Origin of the sequence: Streptomyces sp. NPDC014764 (assembly GCF_043082785.1) — a bacterium.
Classification (GTDB): Bacteria; Actinomycetota; Actinomycetes; order Streptomycetales; family Streptomycetaceae; genus Streptomyces; species Streptomyces althioticus.
This window is the reverse complement of record NZ_JBIBXY010000001.1, coordinates 48,808-70,736: the sequence shown is the minus strand read 5'-3', so window position 1 is coordinate 70,736 and position 21,929 is coordinate 48,808. Positions and strand designations below refer to the sequence as shown.

General features: G+C 72.8%; 19 protein-coding genes. 11 read left to right on the top strand and 8 right to left on the bottom strand.

Features of this window, described 5'->3' with window-relative positions; translation table 11 throughout:
• The first annotated feature begins 4 nt into the window (after window positions 1–4).
• Together polA and ACF1AG_RS00315 are read left to right on the top strand one after the other, a co-directional pair.
• Complete coding sequence (polA, locus tag ACF1AG_RS00320) at window positions 5–2,731, top strand: DNA polymerase I (RefSeq protein WP_387794739.1); 2,727 nt, start codon at window positions 5–7, stop codon at window positions 2,729–2,731.
• 355 nt (window positions 2,732–3,086) lie between these two features.
• Window positions 3,087–3,524, top strand: coding sequence for a hypothetical protein (locus ACF1AG_RS00315; RefSeq protein ID WP_359602821.1), 438 nt, complete (start codon window positions 3,087–3,089; stop codon window positions 3,522–3,524).
• Here the strand turns inward: ACF1AG_RS00315 and ACF1AG_RS00310 are convergent.
• On the bottom strand, window positions 3,442–4,305 hold the full coding sequence (locus ACF1AG_RS00310; protein WP_359602823.1) for a DUF4184 family protein: 864 nt from the start codon (window positions 4,303–4,305) through the stop codon (window positions 3,442–3,444). The genes ACF1AG_RS00315 and ACF1AG_RS00310 overlap by 83 nt on opposite strands.
• A gap of 323 nt (window positions 4,306–4,628) precedes the next feature.
• On the opposite strand from ACF1AG_RS00310, the gene ACF1AG_RS00305 reads away from it, so the two are divergent.
• Window positions 4,629–6,410: a lytic transglycosylase domain-containing protein gene (locus tag ACF1AG_RS00305; protein ID WP_359602825.1), complete on the top strand. Its 1,782-nt coding sequence runs from the start codon at window positions 4,629–4,631 to the stop codon at window positions 6,408–6,410.
• Between the two features lie 16 nt (window positions 6,411–6,426).
• Here ACF1AG_RS00305 and ACF1AG_RS00300 read toward each other — a convergent pair whose 3' ends face one another.
• Both ACF1AG_RS00300 and ACF1AG_RS00295 read right to left on the bottom strand, forming a co-directional pair.
• Window positions 6,427–9,072 carry an ATP-dependent RNA helicase gene (locus ACF1AG_RS00300; protein WP_391809138.1) on the bottom strand — a complete coding sequence of 882 codons (2,646 nt, stop codon included), beginning with the start codon at window positions 9,070–9,072 and terminating at the stop codon, window positions 6,427–6,429.
• Between the two features lie 4 nt (window positions 9,073–9,076).
• On the bottom strand, window positions 9,077–9,889 hold the full coding sequence (locus tag ACF1AG_RS00295; protein ID WP_359602850.1) for a class I SAM-dependent methyltransferase: 813 nt from the start codon (window positions 9,887–9,889) through the stop codon (window positions 9,077–9,079).
• A 364-nt stretch (window positions 9,890–10,253) separates the two neighbouring features.
• Here ACF1AG_RS00295 and rpsA point away from each other — a divergent pair, with 364 nt between their 5' ends.
• The 4 genes from rpsA (at window position 10,254) to ACF1AG_RS00275 (ending at window position 13,978) form a co-directional block, all read left to right on the top strand.
• A complete protein-coding gene (gene rpsA, locus ACF1AG_RS00290) occupies window positions 10,254–11,747 on the top strand; it encodes a 30S ribosomal protein S1 (RefSeq protein WP_033273080.1) in 1,494 nt (497 codons plus the stop codon).
• Window positions 11,748–11,951: 204 nt separating this feature from the next.
• A complete protein-coding gene (locus ACF1AG_RS00285) occupies window positions 11,952–12,890 on the top strand; it encodes a PAC2 family protein (protein ID WP_359602829.1) in 939 nt (312 codons plus the stop codon).
• Window positions 12,891–12,935: 45 nt separating this feature from the next.
• On the top strand, window positions 12,936–13,547 hold the full coding sequence (gene coaE, locus ACF1AG_RS00280; RefSeq protein ID WP_391809137.1) for a dephospho-CoA kinase: 612 nt from the start codon (window positions 12,936–12,938) through the stop codon (window positions 13,545–13,547).
• Window positions 13,548–13,597: 50 nt separating this feature from the next.
• Window positions 13,598–13,978 carry a tetratricopeptide repeat protein gene (locus tag ACF1AG_RS00275; RefSeq protein ID WP_391809136.1) on the top strand — a complete coding sequence of 127 codons (381 nt, stop codon included), beginning with the start codon at window positions 13,598–13,600 and terminating at the stop codon, window positions 13,976–13,978.
• 10 nt (window positions 13,979–13,988) lie between these two features.
• Here the strand turns inward: ACF1AG_RS00275 and ACF1AG_RS00270 are convergent, their stop codons facing one another.
• Window positions 13,989–14,264 carry a DUF6343 family protein gene (locus tag ACF1AG_RS00270; protein WP_359602833.1) on the bottom strand — a complete coding sequence of 92 codons (276 nt, stop codon included), beginning with the start codon at window positions 14,262–14,264 and terminating at the stop codon, window positions 13,989–13,991.
• A 128-nt stretch (window positions 14,265–14,392) separates the two neighbouring features.
• On the opposite strand from ACF1AG_RS00270, the gene ACF1AG_RS00265 reads away from it, so the two are divergent.
• Window positions 14,393–15,091, top strand: coding sequence for a class I SAM-dependent methyltransferase (locus tag ACF1AG_RS00265; protein WP_391809135.1), 699 nt, complete (start codon window positions 14,393–14,395; stop codon window positions 15,089–15,091).
• Window positions 15,092–15,379: 288 nt separating this feature from the next.
• On the opposite strand, the gene ACF1AG_RS00260 is transcribed toward ACF1AG_RS00265, so the two are convergent.
• Window positions 15,380–15,976, bottom strand: a complete 597-nt coding sequence (locus ACF1AG_RS00260) for an RNA-binding S4 domain-containing protein (RefSeq protein ID WP_387794749.1) — start codon at window positions 15,974–15,976, stop codon at window positions 15,380–15,382.
• A gap of 53 nt (window positions 15,977–16,029) precedes the next feature.
• Here ACF1AG_RS00260 and ACF1AG_RS00255 point away from each other — a divergent pair, with 53 nt between their 5' ends.
• Both ACF1AG_RS00255 and pip read left to right on the top strand, forming a co-directional pair.
• The gene (locus ACF1AG_RS00255; protein WP_359602839.1) at window positions 16,030–16,752 is read left to right on the top strand and encodes a uracil-DNA glycosylase; all 723 of its coding nucleotides are present in this window, start codon (window positions 16,030–16,032) and stop codon (window positions 16,750–16,752) included.
• Window positions 16,753–16,784: 32 nt separating this feature from the next.
• Window positions 16,785–17,762, top strand: coding sequence for a prolyl aminopeptidase (gene pip, locus ACF1AG_RS00250; RefSeq protein WP_387794750.1), 978 nt, complete (start codon window positions 16,785–16,787; stop codon window positions 17,760–17,762).
• A gap of 80 nt (window positions 17,763–17,842) precedes the next feature.
• Here pip and ACF1AG_RS00245 read toward each other — a convergent pair whose 3' ends face one another.
• Window positions 17,843–18,979 carry a glutathione-independent formaldehyde dehydrogenase gene (locus tag ACF1AG_RS00245; protein WP_359747417.1) on the bottom strand — a complete coding sequence of 379 codons (1,137 nt, stop codon included), beginning with the start codon at window positions 18,977–18,979 and terminating at the stop codon, window positions 17,843–17,845.
• A gap of 220 nt (window positions 18,980–19,199) precedes the next feature.
• Between ACF1AG_RS00245 and ACF1AG_RS00240 the strand changes: the two genes are divergently transcribed.
• Window positions 19,200–19,391: a hypothetical protein gene (locus ACF1AG_RS00240; protein ID WP_031018510.1), complete on the top strand. Its 192-nt coding sequence runs from the start codon at window positions 19,200–19,202 to the stop codon at window positions 19,389–19,391.
• Window positions 19,392–19,434: 43 nt separating this feature from the next.
• Here ACF1AG_RS00240 and glpK read toward each other — a convergent pair whose 3' ends face one another.
• Window positions 19,435–20,952 carry a glycerol kinase GlpK gene (gene glpK, locus ACF1AG_RS00235; RefSeq protein WP_359602844.1) on the bottom strand — a complete coding sequence of 506 codons (1,518 nt, stop codon included), beginning with the start codon at window positions 20,950–20,952 and terminating at the stop codon, window positions 19,435–19,437.
• 42 nt (window positions 20,953–20,994) lie between these two features.
• Window positions 20,995–21,897, bottom strand: a complete 903-nt coding sequence (locus ACF1AG_RS00230) for an MIP family channel protein (protein WP_359602846.1) — start codon at window positions 21,895–21,897, stop codon at window positions 20,995–20,997.
• Window positions 21,898–21,929: the final 32 nt, after the last annotated feature.

Here is a 21,929-nt window from a genome sequence, read left to right as displayed (position 1 = left end):
ACACGTGGCAGACACAGCATCGAAGAAGACCGACCAGACCCCCGGCGGAAGCCGCCCGCGCCTGATGCTCATGGACGGGCACTCACTGGCGTACCGCGCGTTCTTCGCGCTGCCCGCGGAGAACTTCACCACCGCGACGGGCCAGCCGACGAACGCGATCTACGGCTTCGCGTCGATGCTCGCCAACACCCTCCGTGACGAGGGGCCCACGCACTTCGCGGTCGCCTTCGACGTGTCCCGCAAGACATGGCGCTCGGAGGAGTTCACCGAGTACAAGGCGAACCGCTCCAAGACTCCCGACGAGTTCAAGGGCCAGGTCGAGCTGATCGGTGAGCTGCTGGACGCGATGAGCGTGCCCCGCTTCGCCGTCGAGGGGTACGAGGCGGACGACGTCATCGCCACGCTCGCCACCCAGGCCGAGGCCGAGGGCTTCGACGTGCTGATCGTCACCGGCGACCGCGACTCCTTCCAACTGGTCTCCGACCGCACCACGGTGCTGTACCCGACCAAGGGCGTCTCCGAGCTGACCCGTTTCACCCCGGAGAAGGTCTTCGAGAAGTACAACCTCACGCCCGCGCAGTACCCGGACTTCGCCGCCCTGCGCGGCGACCCGTCCGACAACCTCCCCGGCATCCCCGGCGTCGGCGAGAAGACCGCCGCGAAGTGGATCAACCAGTTCGGCTCCTTCGCCGAGCTGGTCGAGCGGGTCGACGAGGTCAAGGGCAAGGCCGGGCAGAACCTCCGCGACCACCTGGAGTCGGTCAAGCTCAACCGCCGCCTCACCGAGCTGGAGCGCCGGGTCGAGCTGCCGAAGGGCGTGCGGGACCTCGAGCGCACCGCCTACGACCGCAAGGGGGTGGCGGTGATCCTCGACACCCTGGAGATCCGCAACCCCTCGCTGCGCGAGCGGCTGTTCGCCGTCGACCCGGGCGCCGAGGAGGCCGAGACCACGCCCGTCGTCGCGGACGGCGTGGAGATCGACGGCACCGTGCTGGGCACCGGGGAGCTGGCCGCCTGGCTCGCGGAGCACGCCACCGGCCCGGTCGGCCTCGCCGCCGTCGACACGTGGGCGCTCGGCACCGGCTCCGTCGCCGAGATCGCGCTCGCCACGGCGGAGGGCCCGGCCGCCTGGTTCGACCCGGCCGAGACCGACGAGGCCGACGAGCAGGCGTTCCGCGCCTGGCTCGCCGACCCGGCCCGCCCCAAGGTGTTCCACAACGCCAAGCGCGCGATGCGCGTCTTCCCCGAGCACGGCTGGACGGTCGAGGGCGTCACCATGGACACGGCGCTCGCCGCGTACCTGGTCAAGCCGGGTCGTCGCTCCTTCGACCTGGACGCGCTGTCCCTGGAGTACCTGCACCGGGAGCTGGCGCCCGCCGCCGCGCCCGACGGGCAGCTCGCCTTCGGCGCGGACGACGGCGCGCAGGCGCACGCGCTCATGGTGCAGGCCCGCGCCGTCCTCGACCTGGGCGAGGCCTTCGAGGGGCGCCTCGCGGACGTCGGCGCCTCCGACCTGCTGCGCGACATGGAGCTGCCCACCTCCGCCCTGCTCGCCCGCATGGAGCGGCACGGCATCGCGGCCGACCGGGCGCACCTGGAGGCCATGGAGCAGATGTTCGCCGGTGCCGTGCAGCAGGCGGTGAAGGAGGCCCACGCGGCGGCCGGACACGAGTTCAACCTGGGCTCGCCCAAGCAGCTCCAGGAGGTCCTCTTCGGTGAGCTGGCCCTGCCCAGGACGAAGAAGACGAAGACCGGCTACACCACGGACGCGGACGCGCTGGCCTGGCTCGCCGGCCAGACGGACAACGAGCTGCCGGTGATCATGCTGCGCCACCGTGAGCAGGCGAAGCTCCGCGTCACCGTCGAGGGTCTGATCAAGACGATCGCCGCGGACGGCCGCATCCACACGACGTTCAACCAGACCGTCGCCGCGACCGGCCGGTTGTCGTCCACGGACCCCAACCTGCAGAACATCCCGGTCCGCACGGACGAGGGCCGCGCGATCCGCCGCGGCTTCGTCGTCGGCGAGGGCTTCGAGTCGCTGCTCACCGCCGACTACAGCCAGATCGAGCTGCGCGTCATGGCGCACCTGTCCGAGGACGCCGGCCTCACCGAGGCGTTCACCTCCGGCGAGGACCTGCACACCACGGCGGCCGCCCAGGTGTTCTCCGTCGAGCAGTCCGCGGTGGACGCGGAGATGCGCCGCAAGATCAAGGCGATGTCCTACGGCCTGGCCTACGGGCTGTCCGCCTTCGGCCTCTCCCAGCAGCTGAACATCGAGGCGGCGGAGGCGCGCCAGCTGATGGACGCCTACTTCGAGCGCTTCGGCGGCGTGCGGGACTATCTGCGCCGCGTCGTGGACGAGGCGCGGGCGACCGGGTACACGGCGACCCTCTTCGGCCGCCGCCGCTACCTGCCCGACCTCAACAGCGACAACCGCCAGCGGCGCGAGGCGGCGGAGCGGATGGCGCTGAACGCACCGATCCAGGGCACGGCGGCGGACATCGTCAAGATCGCCATGCTGAACGTCGACCGCGCCCTGCGCGAGGCGGACCTGCGCTCCCGCATGCTGCTCCAGGTACACGACGAAATCGTCCTGGAGCTCGCCCCCGGCGAGCGGGAACAGGTCGAGGAGCTGGTCCGCCGGGAGATGGCCTCCGCGGTCGAGCTGAGCGTCCCCCTCGGCGTCTCGGTGGGCGTGGGCCCGGACTGGGAGTCGGCAGCGCACTGAGGCGGTGCGGTGCCGGGCGCGGCGCCTCAGCCGCGCCCGGCACGCGGGTTCGCGGGGCCCCACCGGAAGGCCTGTGCCGGCCCCGTCCGCGCGGGTGCTGTCCGGGTGCGCCCCGGCCCTGGTTGCCGCCCCGCGGCGACCGGCACGCCTCCGGCGCCGGCCGGGCGGGCGTGCGACCACGCCGGGTCGGTCGGCACCCCGGCCACCGCGCCCTCACGGAGCGTCCCCGTGCCGACACAACCCCAGGTCAGAGGCCACCTAGGGGAGTGTCCCGTCGTTCGTCGGGCTGCTGTTCTTCACTCGCGTGGCCCTCGCAGGGGGGCCCTTGCCGGAGTGGGCGGCCAGCATGCCAGGCATGGGTATACGCATGCTTCACCGCAGAGCGGCACCCCCGCGGGCCGACGCCGACGGACCCACCACCCAGGCGTTTCCGCCGGTCCCGGTCTTCGCGGCCGCCGCAAGTACCGCCCGCATCCCCGGTGGCCTCACGGCCGCGTTCCGAGACACCGCCGTCCGGCTCGGCCGGCGCGTCACCGACGGCCGGTGGAGAACCGGCCGCACCCCCGCCGCCGAGGGTGCGGGGACCGACCAGCCCCCGTGGCGGCTGTGGGCCGAGCTGGCCCGCGCCTACCTCACCCTCGTCCTCACCCTGCTGCCCCGGCCACGCCCGGTCCGCACGGTCACCGTGTTCGTCGCGGCGAGCGAGACCCTCAGCGTGCGGCCGTACGCCGAGGGTCTCGCGTACCGGCATCCGCAGGGCCCCCCGTGGCCGGGGCCCGACGCCGCGCCCTGACGGCGACCGCGTACACCGGGAGCGCGGCCACCAGCCCCGCGCCCGCGCCGAAACAGACCGTCGGGATCAGCTCGTAGGGCTTGGCCATGTGGCCCCAGTAGTCCCACCACCGGACGGCCCGCGGGACCGCCGCGGCCACCGCGCACCCGGCGAGCAGCGCGACGGCTCCCCACCGGTCGCGCGTCGACAGCACCGGCACCCCCGGGGGCACCGCGCCCCCGGGGACCGTACGCCGCAGCGCCCGCACCGTGAACACCACGAGGACGACCGCGGCCAGCAGCGAACTGCCGTACTGCGCGTACCAGAACACCGGCGAACCGCCGATCTCCCCGCCCAGCACCGGGATCAGCCGCGTGCCCCAGCGGTCGTGATGGGTGAACGCGTCCCACACGACGTGCGTCAGACCACCCAGCACGGCGGACAGGTACCAGCGCGCCACCAGCGACGCCCGTGGCCGCGCCCGGGGCGCACCGCAGCGCGTCAGTGCCGCCACCCGCCCCTGACGGGCCCGCGGCAGAAGCGCCACCAACGGCTCCCGCACCAGCAGCCACAGCCCCACCAGCGCCCACGCGATGAGCACGTCCACGGTGAACACGCCCCACCCCGCGTGCGTCACGTCGCCGAACTCCATCGCCCCGGACACGACACTGGCCGCGTAATAGGTCATGTCAGGCGCGAAGCTGCCCGCGACCAGCACCGCCGGGACCAGCGGGCCGCGCCCCGTGCCGTCGGTGCGGACGGCCGGCAGCACTGCCGCCGCGTGGCTGAGCGTGAAGGGCAACGGGGCTCCTGGCGGCAGGGATTGACCGGGTGTGCCCGGCCGCGTCGGCCGGAAGGCCGTGGGTGCGGGCGGACCTCAGTATTCGGCAGACCGGGGCGCGGCGGTCGGCCGCCCCGTGAACCGCCCGGACGACAAGATGGCCAACCGGTGAATATCGGGCATCAACGGGTGTCCGCGCGAGGGAAGTTGTCGTAGGGTCGCGAGGGTCGTCGACCCGGTCCCGCATCCCAGGGCAACCGGCGGGGCGGGCAGATCGTCACAACAGGGCGAACGCAGTGCACGGTGAAGGGCGCCCACAGCGCCCGCGGGGAGGGGTTCACTCTATGGCGGCGCACATCGGCAGGAGGCTGCGCAAGGGAGCGGCAACCACCGCCGTGGCCGCGGCGGCGGTGGCGGCCCTGTCCGCGTCCCAGGCCCCCGGCGCCACGGTCGACGACCAGGGCAGGCAGAGCACCGGCGACGCCACCTCCGCGCCCGACACGGCCGCCGACGACAGCGCGACCGGCAACTCGCCGTACTACACGGACCTTCCGCCCCTCAACAGCCCCGCCCCGTCGCCCTCCGCGGGCTCCGGCGAGGCGGGCGGCGACCGGAGCGCCGCCGAGGCCGGCATACCCGCGACCGTCCTCGACGCCTACAAGAAGGCCGAGGCGGCGCTGCGCGAGAAGAAGTCCGGCTGCAACCTGCCCTGGCAACTCCTCGCCGCCATCGGCAAGGTGGAGTCCGGTCAGGCGCGCGGCGGCCGGGTCAACGCCGACGGCACCACCGTCACGCCGATCCTCGGCCCCCAGCTCGACGGCAACGGCTTCGCCCTCATCCGCGACACCGACAACGGCGCCTACGACGGCAACCGGATGTACGACCAGGCCGTCGGGCCGATGCAGTTCATCCCCTCCACGTGGGCCTGGGCGGGCCGCGACGGCAACGGCGACGGCCGCAAGGACCCCAACAACATCTACGACGCCGCCCTCGCCGCCGGCCACTACCTGTGCCGCAACGACTGGGACCTGTCGCAGCCGGGCGACCTGCGCAAGGCGATCCTCAGCTACAACAACTCGACGGACTACCTGAACACCGTCCTGTCGTGGCTGGAGTACTACCGCAAGGGCACCCACGAGATCCCCGACGGCACCGGCGCCCTGCCCGACGACCGAAGCGACGCACGCCCCGGTCTCACCCCGTCCGCGCCGGGCACCACCCCGCCGGCGCGGCCCGGTAAGCCCTCCGGCTCCAGGCCGTCGCCGAGCCCGACCGCACCCGGCACCGGCAGCCCGAGCACGCCGCCCACCACGCCCACGCCCTCCACCCCGCCGACGCCCACCGACACGGTGCACCACCTGGAGGACGCCGGCACCGGCACGCTCACCGCCATGGCGGGCCGCACCTTCGCCGAGCGCATCTCGACGCGCGCGGAGACGGAGGCGGGCAAGGCGGTCGCCAAGGTGCGGATCCGCTTCACGATCGTCGGCGACACGGACACCGCCTTCGCCGGCGGCGAGAGCGTGGCGACCGTGACGACCGGCGCGTCCGGCGTCGCGGTCGCGCCCGCGCTGCAGGCGGGGGAGAGAACCGGCGCGTTCGCCGTCCAGGCGACGGTCGTCGGCCGCTCGGTCAAGGGCGTCCCCTACAAGGTGACGGTCACCCCGCGCGTCGCCGACGCCCTGACCCGCGTCGGCGAGAAGGAACTGGCCTGCGTCACGGGCGGTGAGTTCGCCGAGCCGGTCGAGGTCAAGGCCACCTACGGCGGTGAGGCCGCAGGGAAGGTCGCCGTCACCGCGAAGCTCGTGACGTCCGCCGACGACCCCGCCGAGAACGACAAGGGCCCCTACTTCAAGGACGCCGACGGCAAGGCGGTCCGCACCCTGACCGGTCTGAGGACCGACGCGGACGGACAGCTGACCCTGCCCAAGCTGTACGCGGACGACACCGCCGGCACGTTCCTGCTCCGCCTCACCACGGCGGGCGGCGCCACCCTCGACGTCGAGCTGACCGTGGAGCCGGCGGCCGCACCGAGCCCCGACCCGGACCCGTCGGCGGACCCGGATCCCTCGACGGAGCCGTCGACGGACCCGTCCACCGAGCCGTCGGGGACCCCGGCCGCCTGAGCCGGCGCCCTGCCCGCTACCCGCGCAGCCGCGCGTTGGTGTGGCGGGTGGGCCGCGCGGCGGCCGGGTCCTCCGGCCAGGGGTGCTTCGGGTACCGGCCGCGCAGCTCCGCACGCACCTGCTGGTAGCCCTCGCGCCAGAAGGAGGCGAGGTCGGCGGTGACCGCGGCGGGCCGCCCGGCCGGGGACAGCAGGTGCACCAGCAGCGGCACCCCGGCCACCGTGGGCGACTCCTGCAGACCGAACATCTCCTGCAGCTTCACGGCGAGCACCGGCCGCTCCGGGTCGGACCAGTCGACCCGGACCTGCGACCCGCTGGGCACGGTGATCCGCTCGGGCGCCAGCTCGTCGAGGCGGACCGCCTCGCCCGACGCCCACGGCAGCAGCCGTGCGAGCGCCTGCCCGGCGTCGATCCGCGCCAGGTCGGCCCGGCGCCGCGCCCGGCTCAGCTCCGGCTCCAGCCACTCGTCCACGCGCGCGTGGAGCGCCTCGTCGGACACGTCCGGCCACGGCTCGCCCAGCCGCGCGTGCAGGAAGGCCAGTCGTTGCCGCAAGACCTCCGCCCCGGCGGGCCACCGCAGCAGCCCGAACCCCTCCCCGCGCAGCCCGTCCAGCAGCGCGGCGCGTACCGCCACGGGGTCCGCGTCCGTGAGTGGCCGCGCGGCCAGTTCGACCGCCCCGAGCCGCTCGACCCGGCGCGCCACGACGTCCCCGTCCGCCCAGTGCACCTCCTCACGCCGGTCGAGGAGCGTGCCCGCGGCCGACAGCGCCACGTCCTCGTCCACGGCGGCTCCCAGCAGCACGCGCGCGTGCCCACGCCCCACGGGCCGGTCGGCGACGGCGACGGCCACCCACTCCGCCCCCCGCAACGCGGACCCGGCCCCGACCTCGGCCCGCGTACCGCCCGCCATCAGATACGACCCCCCGTCGACCCGAGCCACCCGTTCCGGAAACGCGAGAGCCACAACGAGCCCGACGGCCTTCTCCTCGGCCCCTAGGGCACCGCCACGACCGGCCGCACCGGCCGCACCCCCGCGGGGCGAGCCGTCCCCGTGCCCCGGCACCGCCGAAGCGTCACCGGCACCCGCCCGCACCGGGCGGCCGTCCGGACCCGGGACCCCGCCCCCGGCGTCACCGCCCAGCCCTCCGGCTCCCTCCGCCTGGGACAAGGCGCCCCGCAGCCTCCGTACCTCCGTCCGCCAGCGTGCCGCGTAGCCGTCGCCGCCCCTGCGGGCCGTGCGCAGCGCGGCGGGGAGGTCGTCGCCGTGGTCGCGGGGTGGCTCCTCGGAGAGGAGGGCGACCACCTCGGAGGCGAGGGCGGCGCCCACGCGCGGGGACGCGTCCAGGAGGGCGCGGCCCAGACGCGGGTGGAGGCCGAGGCGGGTCAGGCGGGTCCCCCGCTCCGTCGGGCGGCCGTCCGGCCGTACCGCGTCGATCGCCGTGAGGACGTCCCGGGCCGCCGCCATCGCGCCGGCGGGCGGAGGGTCGAGCAAGGCCAGGCCGGAGGCGTCCGGGTCGCCCCAGCAGGCCGCCTGGAGCGCGAACGCCGTCAGGTCGGCCACCTTGATCTCTGGGGAGGGATACGACGGAAGCCGCGCGTCCTCCGCCTCCGCCCAGCAGCGGTACACCGCACCCGGCGCCTCACGGCCGGCACGCCCCGCCCGCTGGCGTCCCGCGGCGCGTGAGGCCCGTACCGTCGCGAGCGCGCTCAGACCCCGCGCGTGGTCGACGCGCGGCTCGCGGGCGAGGCCCGAGTCCACCACCACCCGCACACCCGGCACCGTCAGCGAGGACTCCGCGACCGAGGTCGCCAGCACCACCCGTCGCCGCTCCCCGGGAGACAGCACCGCGTCCTGCACGGCGGCCGGCGCACGCCCGTGCACCTGGAGGACGTCCACGCCGGACAGGCCGCCCAGCATCCCGGCCACCCGGGAGATCTCCCCGAGCCCGGGCAGGAACGCCAGCACGTCGCCGTCCCGCTCGGTCAGGGCCCGCCGCACAGTCGCCGCCACGTGCGTGAGCAGCGCCGGGTCCACCCACATGCCGTGCGGCGGCCGCACCGCGCGCGGGGGCGGCGCCCACACCACGTCGACCGGGTGCGCGGCGCCCCGCGCCTCCACCACGGGCGCACCGCCCAGCAGCCGCGCCCAGCCCTCCGCGTCCGTCGTCGCCGACGCGGCCACCAGCCGCAGGTCGGGCCGCAGCGTCTCGCGCACGTCCCACAGGAACGCCGCCGCCGTGTCCGCGTCCAGATGCCGCTCGTGGCACTCGTCCAGCACCACGACGTCCACCCCGGCCAGCTCCTGGTCGCGCTGGAGCCGCTGCAGCAGCACACCGGTCGTGACGACCTCCACGCGCGTGTCCCGCCCCACGGCCCGCTCCCCGCGCACGGTGAAGCCGACCGAGGCGCCCACCCGCTCGCCCAGCAGCCACGCCATCCGGCGCGCCGCCGCGCGGGCCGCGATCCGCCGAGGCTCGGCGACCAGAACCCGCCGCGCGGGGCCCGCGCCGTACAGACCGGCGAGCGCCGGCGGCACCAGGGTCGTCTTGCCGGTGCCCGGCGGCGCCACCAGCACCGAGGTGCCGTGCGCGTCCAGCGCCCCGGCGAGCGAGGGCAGCGCCTCGCGCACCGGAAGGGACTCCAGCGCCTCGTGACGGATCACGCGCTCAGTCCCGTACGCACACGAAGATCGCGGTGCCGGGGATCACGCTGCCGCGCAGCGGGGACCAGCCGCCCCACTCGGTGGTGTTCCAGGCCGGCCACTCCGGCTCCACCAGGTCGACCAGCCGGAAACCGGAGGTCACCACGTCACGGATCCGGTCCCCGAGCGTCCTGTGGTGCTCGACGTACACGGCGTGACCGGTGTCGTCCTGCTCCACGTACGGCGTGCGGTCGAAGTACGACCCGGAGACGCTCAGCCCTTCCGGGCCCGGCTCGTCCGGGAACGCCCAGCGGATCGGGTGCGTCACGGAGAACACCAGCCGCCCGCCCGGACGCAGCACCCGGTGCACCTCGCGCAGCACCAGCCGCGGATCGGCGACGAAGGGCAGCGCCCCGTACGCCGAGCAGGCCAGGTCGAAGGAGGCGTCGGCGAAAGGAAGCGCGCCCGCGTCCGCGCACACGAGGGGGAACGCCCCGCCGATGCGCAGCGCGTGCTGGAGCTGGCGGTGCGAGATGTCCAGCGCCACCGGCCGCGCGCCCTGCGCGGCCAGCCAGCGCGAGCACTGAGCCGCGCCCGCGCCCAGCTCCAGGACGTCGCGCCCCTTCAGCTCCTCCGGCGGGCCGAGCAGCTCCGCCTCCACTTCGTCCAGGCCCTCCGGGCCCCACACGAATCGGTCGTCGCCGAGAAAGGTCCCGTGCTCGATCTGGTACTCGTCGGCGTTGCGGTCCCACCAGCCCCGGTTGGCCCGGGAGCTCTCCGTGACGCCGGCCTCCCGCCGGGTGGCCTCCGGTTCGGGGACTTCGGGCTCTTGGATGATCGGCTCCCTCGTCGTACTCTTCCGTCCAGCCGGGTCCCCGGTGTGTCGCCGCGGGGGGTCTTCTTCACCCCTGCATGGCCTCGGGAGACGGCAGTTGTGCCGGTTATGCGGCGATCCGCCCCGGGTGGGCGGCTTCGCGCATTGACCCTGCCCGGCCGCCCCCGTATGCTACAAGTTGCGCTGCGGGCCTGCGCACCTCAGACGTAGCAGGCTGCGCTCGCATCTGTATGTATGTCCCCTCGGTTGTCGAGGCGCCACCGGAGTTTTGTGGCGCTTCCTTGGCTGTCCGGCTTCTGCAGAGCGAAACGGGCTCCGGCGTAGCAGTACCTACGACTTCAATGTCCGTACCGGAGCCCTTTCCCACATGACGAGCAGCACCGAGACCACCGCCACCACCCCGCAGGTAGCGGTCAACGACATCGGTAACGAGGAAGCTTTCCTCGCCGCGATCGACGAGACGATCAAGTACTTCAACGACGGCGACATCGTCGACGGCGTCATCGTGAAGGTCGACCGGGACGAGGTCCTGCTCGACATCGGTTACAAGACCGAAGGCGTTATCCCGAGCCGCGAGCTCTCGATCAAGCACGACGTCGACCCCAACGAGGTCGTCGCCGTCGGCGACGAGATCGAGGCCCTGGTCCTCCAGAAGGAGGACAAGGAAGGCCGCCTGATCCTCTCGAAGAAGCGCGCCCAGTACGAGCGTGCCTGGGGCACCATCGAGAAGATCAAGGAAGAGGACGGGATCGTCACCGGTACCGTCATCGAGGTCGTCAAGGGTGGTCTCATCCTTGACATCGGCCTCCGTGGCTTCCTCCCGGCCTCCCTGGTCGAGATGCGCCGCGTCCGCGACCTCCAGCCCTACGTGGGCAAGGAGCTCGAGGCCAAGATCATCGAGCTGGACAAGAACCGCAACAACGTGGTCCTGTCCCGCCGTGCCTGGCTGGAGCAGACCCAGTCCGAGGTCCGCCAGACGTTCCTCACCACCCTCCAGAAGGGTCAGGTCCGTTCCGGCGTCGTCTCCTCGATCGTCAACTTCGGTGCCTTCGTGGACCTGGGTGGCGTCGACGGTCTGGTCCACGTCTCCGAGCTCTCCTGGAAGCACATCGACCACCCCTCCGAGGTTGTCGAGGTCGGCCAGGAAGTCACCGTCGAGGTTCTCGACGTCGACATGGACCGCGAGCGCGTCTCCCTGTCGCTGAAGGCGACCCAGGAAGACCCGTGGCAGCAGTTCGCCCGCACCCACCAGATCGGCCAGGTCGTGCCCGGCAAGGTCACGAAGCTGGTTCCGTTCGGTGCGTTCGTCCGCGTGGACGAGGGCATCGAGGGTCTGGTCCACATCTCCGAGCTGGCCGAGCGCCACGTGGAGATCCCGGAGCAGGTCGTCCAGGTCAACGACGAGATCTTCGTCAAGGTCATCGACATCGACCTCGAGCGCCGTCGCATCAGCCTCTCGCTGAAGCAGGCCAACGAGGCCTTCGGTGCCGACCCGACGGCGGTCGAGTTCGACCCGACCCTGTACGGCATGGCCGCGTCCTACGACGACCAGGGCAACTACATCTACCCCGAGGGCTTCGACCCCGAGACCAACGACTGGCTCGAGGGCTACGAGAAGCAGCGCGAGGAGTGGGAGCGCCAGTACGCCGAGGCGCAGACTCGCTTCGAGCAGCACCAGGCGCAGGTCATCAAGTCCCGCGAGGCGGACGAGAAGGCCGCTGCCGAGGGTGGCGAGCCCGCCGCTCCGGCCGCGTCCGGCGGCGGTTCGTACTCCTCCGAGGGCGGCGACCAGTCCGGCGCCCTGGCTTCGGACGAGGCGCTGGCCGCGCTTCGCGAGAAGCTGGCGGGCGGCCAGAGCTGAACGCTCCCCGCTGAGGGCTAGTGGTTGATCTGAGGGGTCGCACCTTTCGAGGTGCGGCCCCTCAGGCGTGCCCGGTCGGTGTGTCGTCGGCCGCGGGCCGGCGGGGGCTTGTCGCGCAGGTGCTCCGCGCCCCTGCGGGACGCGGGAATGCCTGTGCTTCGCGCCACGTTGTGGGTGGGTGAAACACGAGGAGGAGCGGTCACTGTGCTTGATCCGCAGGATTTGTACGCCTGGGAGCCGAAGGGTCTGAGCGTCGTCGACATGGCGCTGGCCCAGGAGTCGGCCGGACTTGTCATGCTCTACCACTTCGACGGATACATCGACGCGGGCGAGACCGGCGACCAGATCGTCGACCGGCTGCTCGACTCGCTGCCCCACCAGGTCGTCGCCCGGTTCGACCACGACCGGCTCGTCGACTACCGGGCCCGCCGGCCCCTGCTCACCTTCACCCGCGACCGGTGGACCGACTACGAGGTGCCTGACATCACCGTGCGGCTCGTGCAGGACGCCACCGGAGCGCCCTTTCTACTGCTCTCGGGACCCGAGCCGGACGTCGAGTGGGAGCGCTTCGCCGCCGCCGTGCGGCAAATCGTGGAGCGCCTCCAGGTGCGCCTGTCGGTCAACTTCCACGGCATCCCCATGGGCGTCCCGCACACCCGCCCGGTCGGCATCACCCCGCACGGCAACCGCACCGACCTCGTCCCGGTCAGCACCAGCGTCTTCGACGAGGCGCAGGTCCCGGGCAGCGCCGAGGCCCTGGTCGAGTACCGGCTGATGCAGGCCGGGCACGACGTGCTGGGCGTCGCGACGCACGTGCCGCACTACATCGCCCGCTCGCCGTACCCGGACGCCGCGCTGACCGCGCTGGAGACCATCACGGCCGCCACCGGGCTCGTCCTGCCGGGCGTCGCGCACTCCCTGCGCACCGACGCCCAGCGCACCCAGACCGAGATCGACCGGCAGATCCGCGAGGGCGACGACGAGCTCACCGCGCTCGTCCAGGGCCTGGAGCACCAGTACGACGCGGCCGCGGGCGCCGCGACCCGGGGCAACATGCTCGCCGAGCCGGTGGAGATCCCGTCGGCGGACGAGATCGGCCGCGAGTTCGAGAAGTTCCTGGCCGAGCGGGAAGGCGACAACTGACGCCCGCCGGACCGCCGGTCACGGGCGACGCCTAGGCTGCTGCCCATGCTGACAGTGGGCCTGACCGGCGGTATCGGAGCCGGCAAGAGCGAGGTGTCGCGGCTGCTCGTGGAGCGCGGCGCCGTTCTGATCGACGCCGACCGCATCGCACGCCAGGTCGTGGAACCGGGCACGCCCGGGCTCGCCGCCGTCGTGGACGCCTTCGGCGAGGAGATCCTCGCCGAGGACGGCAGCCTGGACCGGCCCCGCCTCGGAGCCCTCGTCTTCAACGACCCGGAGAAACTGGCCACGCTCAACTCGATCGTGCACCCCCTGGTGGGCGCCCGGTCGCGCGAACTGGAGGAGGCCGCACCCGAGGACGCCGTCGTCGTCCACGACGTCCCGCTCCTCACCGAGAACGGCCTCGCCCCCCTCTACGACGTCGTGATCGTCGTAGACGCGAGTCCCGAGACCCAGCTCGACCGGCTGACGCGGCTGCGCGGCATGAGCGAGGAGGACGCACGGGCCCGCATGGCCGCCCAGGCCACCCGCGAGCAGCGCCGCGCCGTCGCCGACATCGTCATCGACAACGACGTGCCCCTCGACGCGCTGGAACGCCGCGTCGAGGAGGTGTGGGCCGACCTGGTCCGCCGCACGCGGGAGCCCCGGCCGGAATAGGGGGCGCCGGGTGAGGCGTTGATCCTTCCGAGCGAGGGAAGGATTCCGCCGTGCCCCAGATTAGTGGTCCGTCCGGACGTACGCCGGAGACGCACGTCATCGACTTCCGCGCCGCCGAGCACCTGCTCGCCTCCCGCGACCCGCGGGGCGCCGTGAAGCTGCTCGACGGCGTGATCGACGTCCATCCCGAGAACACGGCCGCCCGGCTGCTCCGGGCGCGCGCCTTCTTCGCGGCGGCCCAGCTGCGCCCCGCCGAGCTGGAGTTCTCGCTCGTCCTGGAGCGGGAGCCGGACAACGCCTTCGCCCACTTCGCCCTCGCCCGGACCTACGAGCGGCAGGGCAGGACCCACCCGGCCAAACGGCACTTCCGCCTCGCGGCAGCGCTGGACCCGAACCCGGAGTACCTGAAGGCCGCGCGCTTCGACGGCTGAGCGCGGGCAGCTAGCGCCGGTCCGTCGGCGGCCCGTGCGGGGGCTCGTACGGCGGGACGTCGCGCCCCGGCTGGTAGTGCGGGCCCTGGCGGATGTGCCGGACCACGAACGCCAGGTCCGCCACGACGACCAGGAACAGCATCCCGCAGGCCAGCGCCCAGCCCGGATACCCGGCGAGAGCGAACGCCACCGTTCCCGACACCGTCCAGAGCACGCCCCACACGCTCAGCCAGAACCGCACGCGCAGAGGACTCCGCGCGGTCGTCGGTTCACTGCCCGTACGCATCACGAGCCTCACCCTGTGGCGGCCGGAACTTCCTCACGTTCCGGGTGCCCGGCCCCGACCCGGTCACTCGTTCGGGTGGTATCGGCGGGTGGTGGAACGGACGTGCGGGCGCGGCCCGTTCGACGGGCATGGAGAAGACGACGCGGGCGGGGTACGAGGGGACGGGACCCGGGGCGATCACCCCGGACGGGTGCGCGGTGGAGCTGTACGCGCGGCTTCCCGTGGGGGACGAGCCGGACGTGATCGCGGTGGCGGTGCCGGCGAGGGCGCGGATCCTGGAACTGGGCTGCGGGGTGGGGCGGATGACCCACGCGCTGCTGGAGCGCGGCTTCGAGGTGACGGCGGTGGACGAGTCCGCCGAGATGCTGGAGCGGGTGCGCGGGGCGCGGACGATATGCGGCCCGATCGAGCGGCTCGACCTCGGCGAGACCTTCGACGTGGTGCTGCTGGCCTCGTTCCTGGTGCACGCGGGGGACGCCGAGGTGCGCCGGGGCATGCTGCGCACCTGCGTGCGGCATCTCGCGGAGGGCGGGTGCGTACTGATCCAGAGAGAGGGCGCCGACGCCCACACGAACGTGCCGCGCGAGCGGGTCGACCCGGCGGGCTTCACGGTGCGGATCGTGTCCGTGGAGCCGGTCGGCGACGGCGTCGACTCGGTCCACGCGGAGTACGTCTTCCCGGACGCGACCTGGACCCAGACGTTCCGGTCGCGTCCTTTGACGACGGAGCAGTTCGAGACGGCACTCGGGGAGGAAGGCCTGAGGGTGGACCGGTACCTGACGGAGGACGGGATCTGGGTACGGGCGGTGCCGGCGGTCCGCGCCTGACGGGGGAGGTCGGCCGCCCACGCGTGGGTGACGCGGCGCCCGGGTCTCCGGCCGGGGCAGGCACCCCCGGCGCCTCCCTCCGCCCCCCGGTACGGGTGCGGGCGGTGACGGAGGCGGCCGTCTGCGTTCGATGCGACGGTGGGCGTCGGCATGCGTGCTGGTCTTTCGGCGCCCGGTTTCACGGGCGAGGGCCGGTGCCATTGTTCCGGCTGTCGCCGGGTGAGTTCGGTGCCGATCTCCCGTGCTGGATGCGTCGGCGCCGGTTCGCCCTTGGTGCCGCAGCCGTCCCTACGGGCGGGGCGTGCCGCCCGCGCCCTTGGACCGGCCTCGGCGGCCGCCTGCTCCGCGCCCGTTCGCGCCGCCGCGTCCGCCCGGAGCCGCACCCGGGTCGTCGGGGGCGGGCGGGCCGGCGAGGCCGCCGAACGGGCCGGGGCCGCCCAGCCCTCGCAGCCGTTCCAGCTCGCGGCGGTCCCGCTTGGTCGGGCGACCCGCGCCGCGGTCGCGGATGCCGGCCGGGGCGACGGCCTCGCGGGGCGGAGGCGGCGGCGAGTTGTCGACGTAGCACTGGACGGCGACCGGCGCCCCCACCCGCTTGCGGATCAGCCGCTTCACGACGACGACCCGCTCCCGCGTCTCCACCCGCACCCGTACCTCGTCGCCGACCCGCACGGAGTGCGACGGCTTCACGCGCTCGCCGTTCACGCGGACGTGCCCGCCCCGGCAGGCCGTGGCCCCCATCGACCGTGTCTTGACCAGCCGCACCGACCAGATCCAGCTGTCGATCCGCACGGTCTCGCCGTTCTGCGGGCCCGCCGCCTCGGGCGTGGCCTCCGCGCCCTCGCCCACGCCGGCCGTCCTGTCGTTCCCCGCACCCTCCGCAACCATGTTCCCGACCTTAGCCCGCCCGGCCCGCCGACCGGACCCCCTACCGTGGAGCCATGGATCCCGAAGGCCTCGCCCGGCTCGACCGGCGCATCGCCGGCTGCCGTGCCTGTCCGCGCCTGGTCGCCTGGCGTGAGGAGGTCGCCCGTACCAAGCGGGCCGCCTTCGCGGACTGGACGTACTGGGGCAGGCCGGTGCCCGGGTTCGGGCCGCCCGACGCACGGCTGGTGATCATCGGTCTCGCGCCCGCCGCGCACGGCGGCAACCGCACCGGCCGGATGTTCACCGGCGACCGCTCCGGCGACGTGCTGTACCAGGCGCTGTACGACGTGGGCCTCGCCTCCCAGCCGACCTCCGCGCACGCCGACGACGGCCTGGAGCTGTACGGGGTCCGCGTCACCGCGCCCGTGCACTGCGCCCCGCCCGCCAACAAGCCCACCCCGGCCGAACGGGACACCTGCCGGCCCTGGCTGGTGCAGGAGCTGCGGCTGCTGCGGCCCACGGTCCGGGCGGCCGTCGTCCTCGGCGCCTTCGGCTGGCAGGCGGCGCTGCCCGCGTTCGCCGAGGCCGGCTGGACCGTGCCCCGCCCGCGGCCCGCCTTCGGACACGGCGCCCATGTCGAGCTGGACGCCGCCGACGGTCCTCCGCTCGGCCTCCACGGCTGCTTCCACGTCAGCCAGCGCAACACCTTCACCGGCAAGCTCACCCCCGAGATGCTCAGGGACGTTCTGCGCACGGCGGCCACGGCGGCCGGACTGCGCCCGGCGAAACAGGGGTGAGCGGACCCGCCCGGCCGCGCTACGGTGCCGGGATGGGCAGGTATCCGGAGATCGAACCGTACGACCAGGGCATGCTCGACGTGGGGGACGGCAACCGCCTCCACTGGGAGACCAGCGGGAACCCGCACGGCAAACCCGCGGTGGTGCTGCACGGCGGACCCGGCTCCGGCGCCGGCGCAGGACTGCGGCGCTACTTCGACCCCGCCGCCTACCGCATCGTCCTGTTCGACCAGCGCGGCGCGGGACGGTCACGGCCGTCGGCCGCCGACTTCGCCAGCGACATGAGCGTCAACACGGCTCCGCACCTCATGGCGGACCTGGAGCGGCTGCGGGCACACCTGGGCATCGAGCGCTGGCTGGTGTGGGGGGTGTCCTTCGGCTCGGCCCTGGGCCTGCGGTACGCGCAGACCCACCCCGGCGTGGTGTCCGAGCTGGTGCTGACGGGGGTGGCCACCGGCTCGCCCGCAGAGGTCGACCTGCTGACCCGGGGCCTCGGCCGGATCTTCCCGGAGGCGTTCGAGCGGTTCCTCGCCGAGCTGCCCGAGGACGAGCGCGACGGCAGCCTGGCCGCCGCGTACAACCGCCTGCTGGAATCACCCGACCCCGAGGTCAGGGCGCGGGCGGCGCGGGCGTGGACGGACTGGGAGACGGCGATCATCCCCGCCCCGCCGGGTTCCGTCGAGCGGTTCCGGGACCCGGAGTACCGCTACGGCTTCGCCCGCACCGTCACCCATTACTGGGGCAACGACCACTTCTTCGGCGGCTTCCCCGGCGACGGGGGAGAGGCGGGCGTCGTCCTGCGCGACGCCCACCTCCTCGAGGGCGTCCCCGGCACCCTGGTCCAGGGCAGCCTCGACTTCGGCAACCTGCTCGGCATCGTGTGGCGGCTGCACCACGCCTGGCCGGGGAGCGAGCTGGTGATCGTCGACGACGCCGGGCACGACGCGGGCGCCGTCGGGGACGACGCCCTGGTGGCGGCGACGGACCGGTACGCCCGCCGCCGCCCCTGACAGACAGTCTCCCTAGGACAGACGGTGTCCTAGGACAGCGGTGTCCCTGGGACAGCGGTGTCCCTAGGACAGAGGTGTCCCTAGGGGTGCAGCACCACCTTGGTGTAGCCCTCGATCCGCTTGTCGAACTTGTCGTACGCCGAGGGCGCCTGGTCCAGCGGCAGTTCGTGCGAGACCACGAAGCTGGGCTCGGCCCGGCCCTCGATGATCATGTCGCGGAGCTGCCGGTTGTAGCGCTTGACGTTGCACTGGCCGGTGCCGAGCTTCAGGCCCTTCTCGAAGAGCTTGCCGACCGCGACCAGCAGCATGCCCTGCTTGGACTGCTCGTCCGGGGCGCCCGGGTCGGACGGCACGTACAGCCCGGGGATGCCGAGCATGCCGGTGGCCCGGACCGTGCGGACCAGCGAGTTCAGCACGGTCGCCGGCTCCTCGCGGTCGGTGCCGCCGCCCGCCGAGGCCTGGTAGCCGACGGCGTCGATGCCCTTGTCGGTCCCCATGCCCTCGGTCTGGTCGTGGATCTGCTCGACCGGGTCGCCCTCCGCGAAGTTGATCGGGACCGCCCCGATCTCCTCGGCCTTCTGCAGCCGCTCCGCGACGCGGTCGACCACGAACACCTTCCGCGCGCCGCGCAGCAGCGCCGAGTAGGCGGCCATCAGACCGACCGGTCCGGCGCCGTACACGGTGACGCTGTCGCCCGGGCGTACCTGGGCGAGTTCGCAGCCGTGGTAGCCGGTGGGGAAGATGTCCGCGAGGAGCACGAAGTCCTTCTCGTGCTCGGTGCCCGCCGGCAGCTTCAGGCAGTTGAAGTCGGCGTAGGGGACGCGCAGGTACTCCGCCTGTCCGCCCTTCCAGGGGCCCATGGCCACATAGCCGTAGGCGCCGCCCGGGAAGCCGGGGTTGACGGTGAGACAGTACCCGGTGAAGCCCTCGACGCAGTTGGTGCAGAAGCCGCAGGCGACGTTGAAGGGCATGACCACACGGTCGCCCTCCTTGAGCGAGGTGACGCCCGGGCCGACCTCGGCGACGATGCCCATGTTCTCGTGTCCGAAGGTGATACCCGGCTCGGCGGCCGTGCGGCCCTCGTACATGTGCAGGTCGGACCCGCATATCGCGGTCGAGGTGACCCGTACGATCACGTCGTTCGGATGCTGGATCGTAGGGTTCTCGACGTCCTCGACGGCGACCTCGAACGGTCCCTTGTACACGACGGCCTTCATGGTGCGATCTCCGTTCGGTTGGTGTTCTGCGTGGTGCGCAGCGACGCCCCTCCCGATGGCCCGCGTGACCGATATCTCATGATTCTCCGGTCTTGTGGCCGGAGCAAGCCGGTAGAGTCCGACGAATATCGTGCGACGCCCGCCCCGTTCCCGGGGTCGTCGCACCCGGCGATCAGGACGCCACCCGACGCGACATCCGACGAGAGGGGAAGGGCGGAACATGGCAGCTCAGAGGCTGGGAACACTGCTGGTGGCCGTGCCCGGGCTGTCCGGCACCACGTACCCCCCGGGCACGACCGTGACGGTCCGCGGCCGCGGTGCGACCGTGGACGCGTTCGTCAACGGCGACTGGCTCCCGCTGTCCTGGTGGGAGTTCTCCGACGGTCTGCGTGAGGACATCGCCGACCGCTGAGCCGTCGCGCGAGGCGACCGCCGAGAAGCCGGTCGCCCCGGGATCAGTCGACCTTCACCCAGTCCAGGGTGCGCTCGACGGCCCGCTTCCAGTCCTCGTAGCCCTGGCGGCGCCGGTCCTCGTCCCACGACGGCTCCCAGCGCCTGGACTCCTGCCAGTGCGAGCGGAGCTCGTTCTCGTCGCTCCAGAAGCCCGTGGCGAGGCCCGCGGCGTACGCGGCGCCCAGCGCGGTGGTCTCCGCGACGACGGGCCGGCTGACCGGAACCCCGAGCACGTCCGCCTGGATCTGCATGCACAGGTCGTTCGCGGTGACGCCGCCGTCCACCTTGAGCACGTCCAGGTGCACCCCGGAGTCCTGCTCCATCGCCTCGACCACGTCGCGGCTCTGGTAGCAGATCGCCTCCAGCGTGGCCCGCGCGATGTGGCCGCCCGTGTTGTACCGGGACAGGCCGACGATGGCGCCTCGGGCGTCGGAACGCCAGTAGGGGGCGAAGAGGCCGGAGAAGGCCGGCACGAAGTACATGCCGCCGTTGTCCTCCACCGACCGCGCCAGCTGCTCGCTGTCCGGGGCGCTTCCGATGATCTTCAGCTGGTCGCGCAGCCACTGCACCGCCGCGCCGGTCACGGCGATGGAGCCCTCCAGCGCGTACACCGCCGGGCTGCCGGCGAACTGGTACGCCACCGTCGTCAGCAGGCCGTTCTGCGAACGGACCAGCTCGGTGCCGGTGTTCAGCACCAGGAAGTTGCCGGTGCCGTACGTGTTCTTCGCCTCGCCCGGGGAGAAGCAGACCTGCCCCACGGTGGCCGCGTGCTGGTCGCCGAGGACGCCGGTGATCGGCACGGCGGCGCCCAGCGGCCGGGACGTACGGGCCTGGCCGAACGCCTCCGGATGCGAGGAGGGGTGGATGGCCGGGAGCATCGAGCGCGGGATGCCGAAGATGCCGAGCAGCTCGTCGTCCCAGTCGAGGGTCTCCAGGTTCATCAGCATGGTGCGGCTGGCGTTGGTCACGTCCGTGGCGTGGATGCCGCCGTTCGGACCTCCGGTGAGGTTCCACAGCACCCAGGCGTCCGTGTTGCCGAACAGGGCGTTGCCCGCCTCGGCCGCCTCGCGCAGCCCGTCCACGTTGTCCAGCAGCCACTTGATCTTGCCGCCGGAGAAGTAGGTGGCCGGCGGCAGGCCCGCCTTGTGGCGGATCGTGTCGCCATGCCCCTCGCGCTCGAGGGCCGCGGCGATGCTGTCGGTGCGCGTGTCCTGCCAGACGATCGCGTTGTAGTACGGACGGCCGGTGCGCGGATCCCACACGACGGTCGTCTCACGCTGATTGGTGATGCCGATGGCCCGCAGGTCGGAGGCCGACAGGCCGCCGTCGCGGAGGGCGTTCTGGATCACCGTGTTGGTGCGCTCCCAGATCTCCACCGGGTCGTGCTCGACCCAGCCGGAACGAGGCAGGATCTGCTGGTGCTCCAGCTGGTGCTTCGCCACCTCGTTACCGGCATGATCGAAGATCATGAAGCGGGTGCTGGTGGTCCCCTGGTCCACAGCGCCGACGAATTCGGGCATCGCTCAAACCTTTCCTGACTGACGACGACGGGTCCCGGGGCCTCACACCTCCTCGGTGGCCGGGCCTTCCTCCTGGTCCTCCATCGCCCGAGTCCTGGCGTTGATCACCGGCTTGATGATCAGGTCGTACACCAGCACGCCGACGACGCCGCCGATCAGCGGGCCGACGATCGGGATCCACCAGTAGCCGCTGAACCACCCGAACGTGCCCGGCAAGGCGATGTCTCCCCAGCCCTCGAAGTAGGTGAACAGCCGGGGGCCGAAATCGCGCGCGGGATTGATGGCGTATCCGGCGTTCGTGCCGAAGGTCATGCCGATGGCGACGACCACCAGGCCGATGAGGAACGGGTGGAGATTCGCGAGGGGCGCGACATTCTTCATGTCGATGAGCGCGCAGATCAGGAGCAGGAGAATTCCGGTGCCCACGATCTGGTCTAGCAGCGGACCCCACCATGAATCCCCGAAGTATTCAGCGGGGAAGGTCGCGAAGATGGAATAGGTGCCCAGTGATTCGTCACGGGCCAGACCGGCCTTCGCGTCGGCGGCGTCGATCGCCCAGTGGTAGCAGGCGTAGACGAGTGCGGCGGCGACGAAGGCGCCGAGAAGCTGGGCCAGCCAGTAGGCCGGCACCTTCTTCAGGGGGAAATCCCTGCGCGCCGTGAAGGCCAGGGTCACCGCCGGGTTGAGGTGGGCGCCGCTGATGCCGCCCGCCACGTAGACGCCGAAGATGACGCCGAAGCCCCAGCCCCAGCAGATGATGAGCCAGTTCGCCGGGCCGAAGTCCACGAACTGGCGCCCGGAACCGGGCAGACCCACGAGCGCGACGGCGACGGATCCGATACCCAGCAGAATGAGGACGAAAGTCCCCAGGAATTCGGCGAGCATCTCGCCGCCTATGCCTTCGCGATAGCCGCGTCGGCGCGGAGCTGTAACGCGATCAGCCATCAGCTCTCCTCGAACGGAAATGGCGTGGACTG

Coding starts and splice junctions, on each gene's coding strand:
- pip (WP_387794750.1), top strand. CDS start 16,785: ATGGGCAGGTATCCGGAGATCGAACCGTACGACCAGGGCATGCTCGAC.
- glpK (WP_359602844.1), bottom strand. CDS start 20,952: ATGCCCGAATTCGTCGGCGCTGTGGACCAGGGGACCACCAGCACCCGC.
- ACF1AG_RS00260 (WP_387794749.1), bottom strand. CDS start 15,976: ATGGTTGCGGAGGGTGCGGGGAACGACAGGACGGCCGGCGTGGGCGAG.
- ACF1AG_RS00265 (WP_391809135.1), top strand. CDS start 14,393: ATGGAGAAGACGACGCGGGCGGGGTACGAGGGGACGGGACCCGGGGCG.
- rpsA (WP_033273080.1), top strand. CDS start 10,254: ATGACGAGCAGCACCGAGACCACCGCCACCACCCCGCAGGTAGCGGTC.
- ACF1AG_RS00255 (WP_359602839.1), top strand. CDS start 16,030: ATGGATCCCGAAGGCCTCGCCCGGCTCGACCGGCGCATCGCCGGCTGC.
- ACF1AG_RS00245 (WP_359747417.1), bottom strand. CDS start 18,979: ATGAAGGCCGTCGTGTACAAGGGACCGTTCGAGGTCGCCGTCGAGGAC.
- ACF1AG_RS00240 (WP_031018510.1), top strand. CDS start 19,200: ATGGCAGCTCAGAGGCTGGGAACACTGCTGGTGGCCGTGCCCGGGCTG.
- ACF1AG_RS00315 (WP_359602821.1), top strand. CDS start 3,087: ATGGGTATACGCATGCTTCACCGCAGAGCGGCACCCCCGCGGGCCGAC.
- ACF1AG_RS00230 (WP_359602846.1), bottom strand. CDS start 21,897: ATGGCTGATCGCGTTACAGCTCCGCGCCGACGCGGCTATCGCGAAGGC.
- coaE (WP_391809137.1), top strand. CDS start 12,936: ATGCTGACAGTGGGCCTGACCGGCGGTATCGGAGCCGGCAAGAGCGAG.
- ACF1AG_RS00270 (WP_359602833.1), bottom strand. CDS start 14,264: ATGCGTACGGGCAGTGAACCGACGACCGCGCGGAGTCCTCTGCGCGTG.
- ACF1AG_RS00305 (WP_359602825.1), top strand. CDS start 4,629: ATGGCGGCGCACATCGGCAGGAGGCTGCGCAAGGGAGCGGCAACCACC.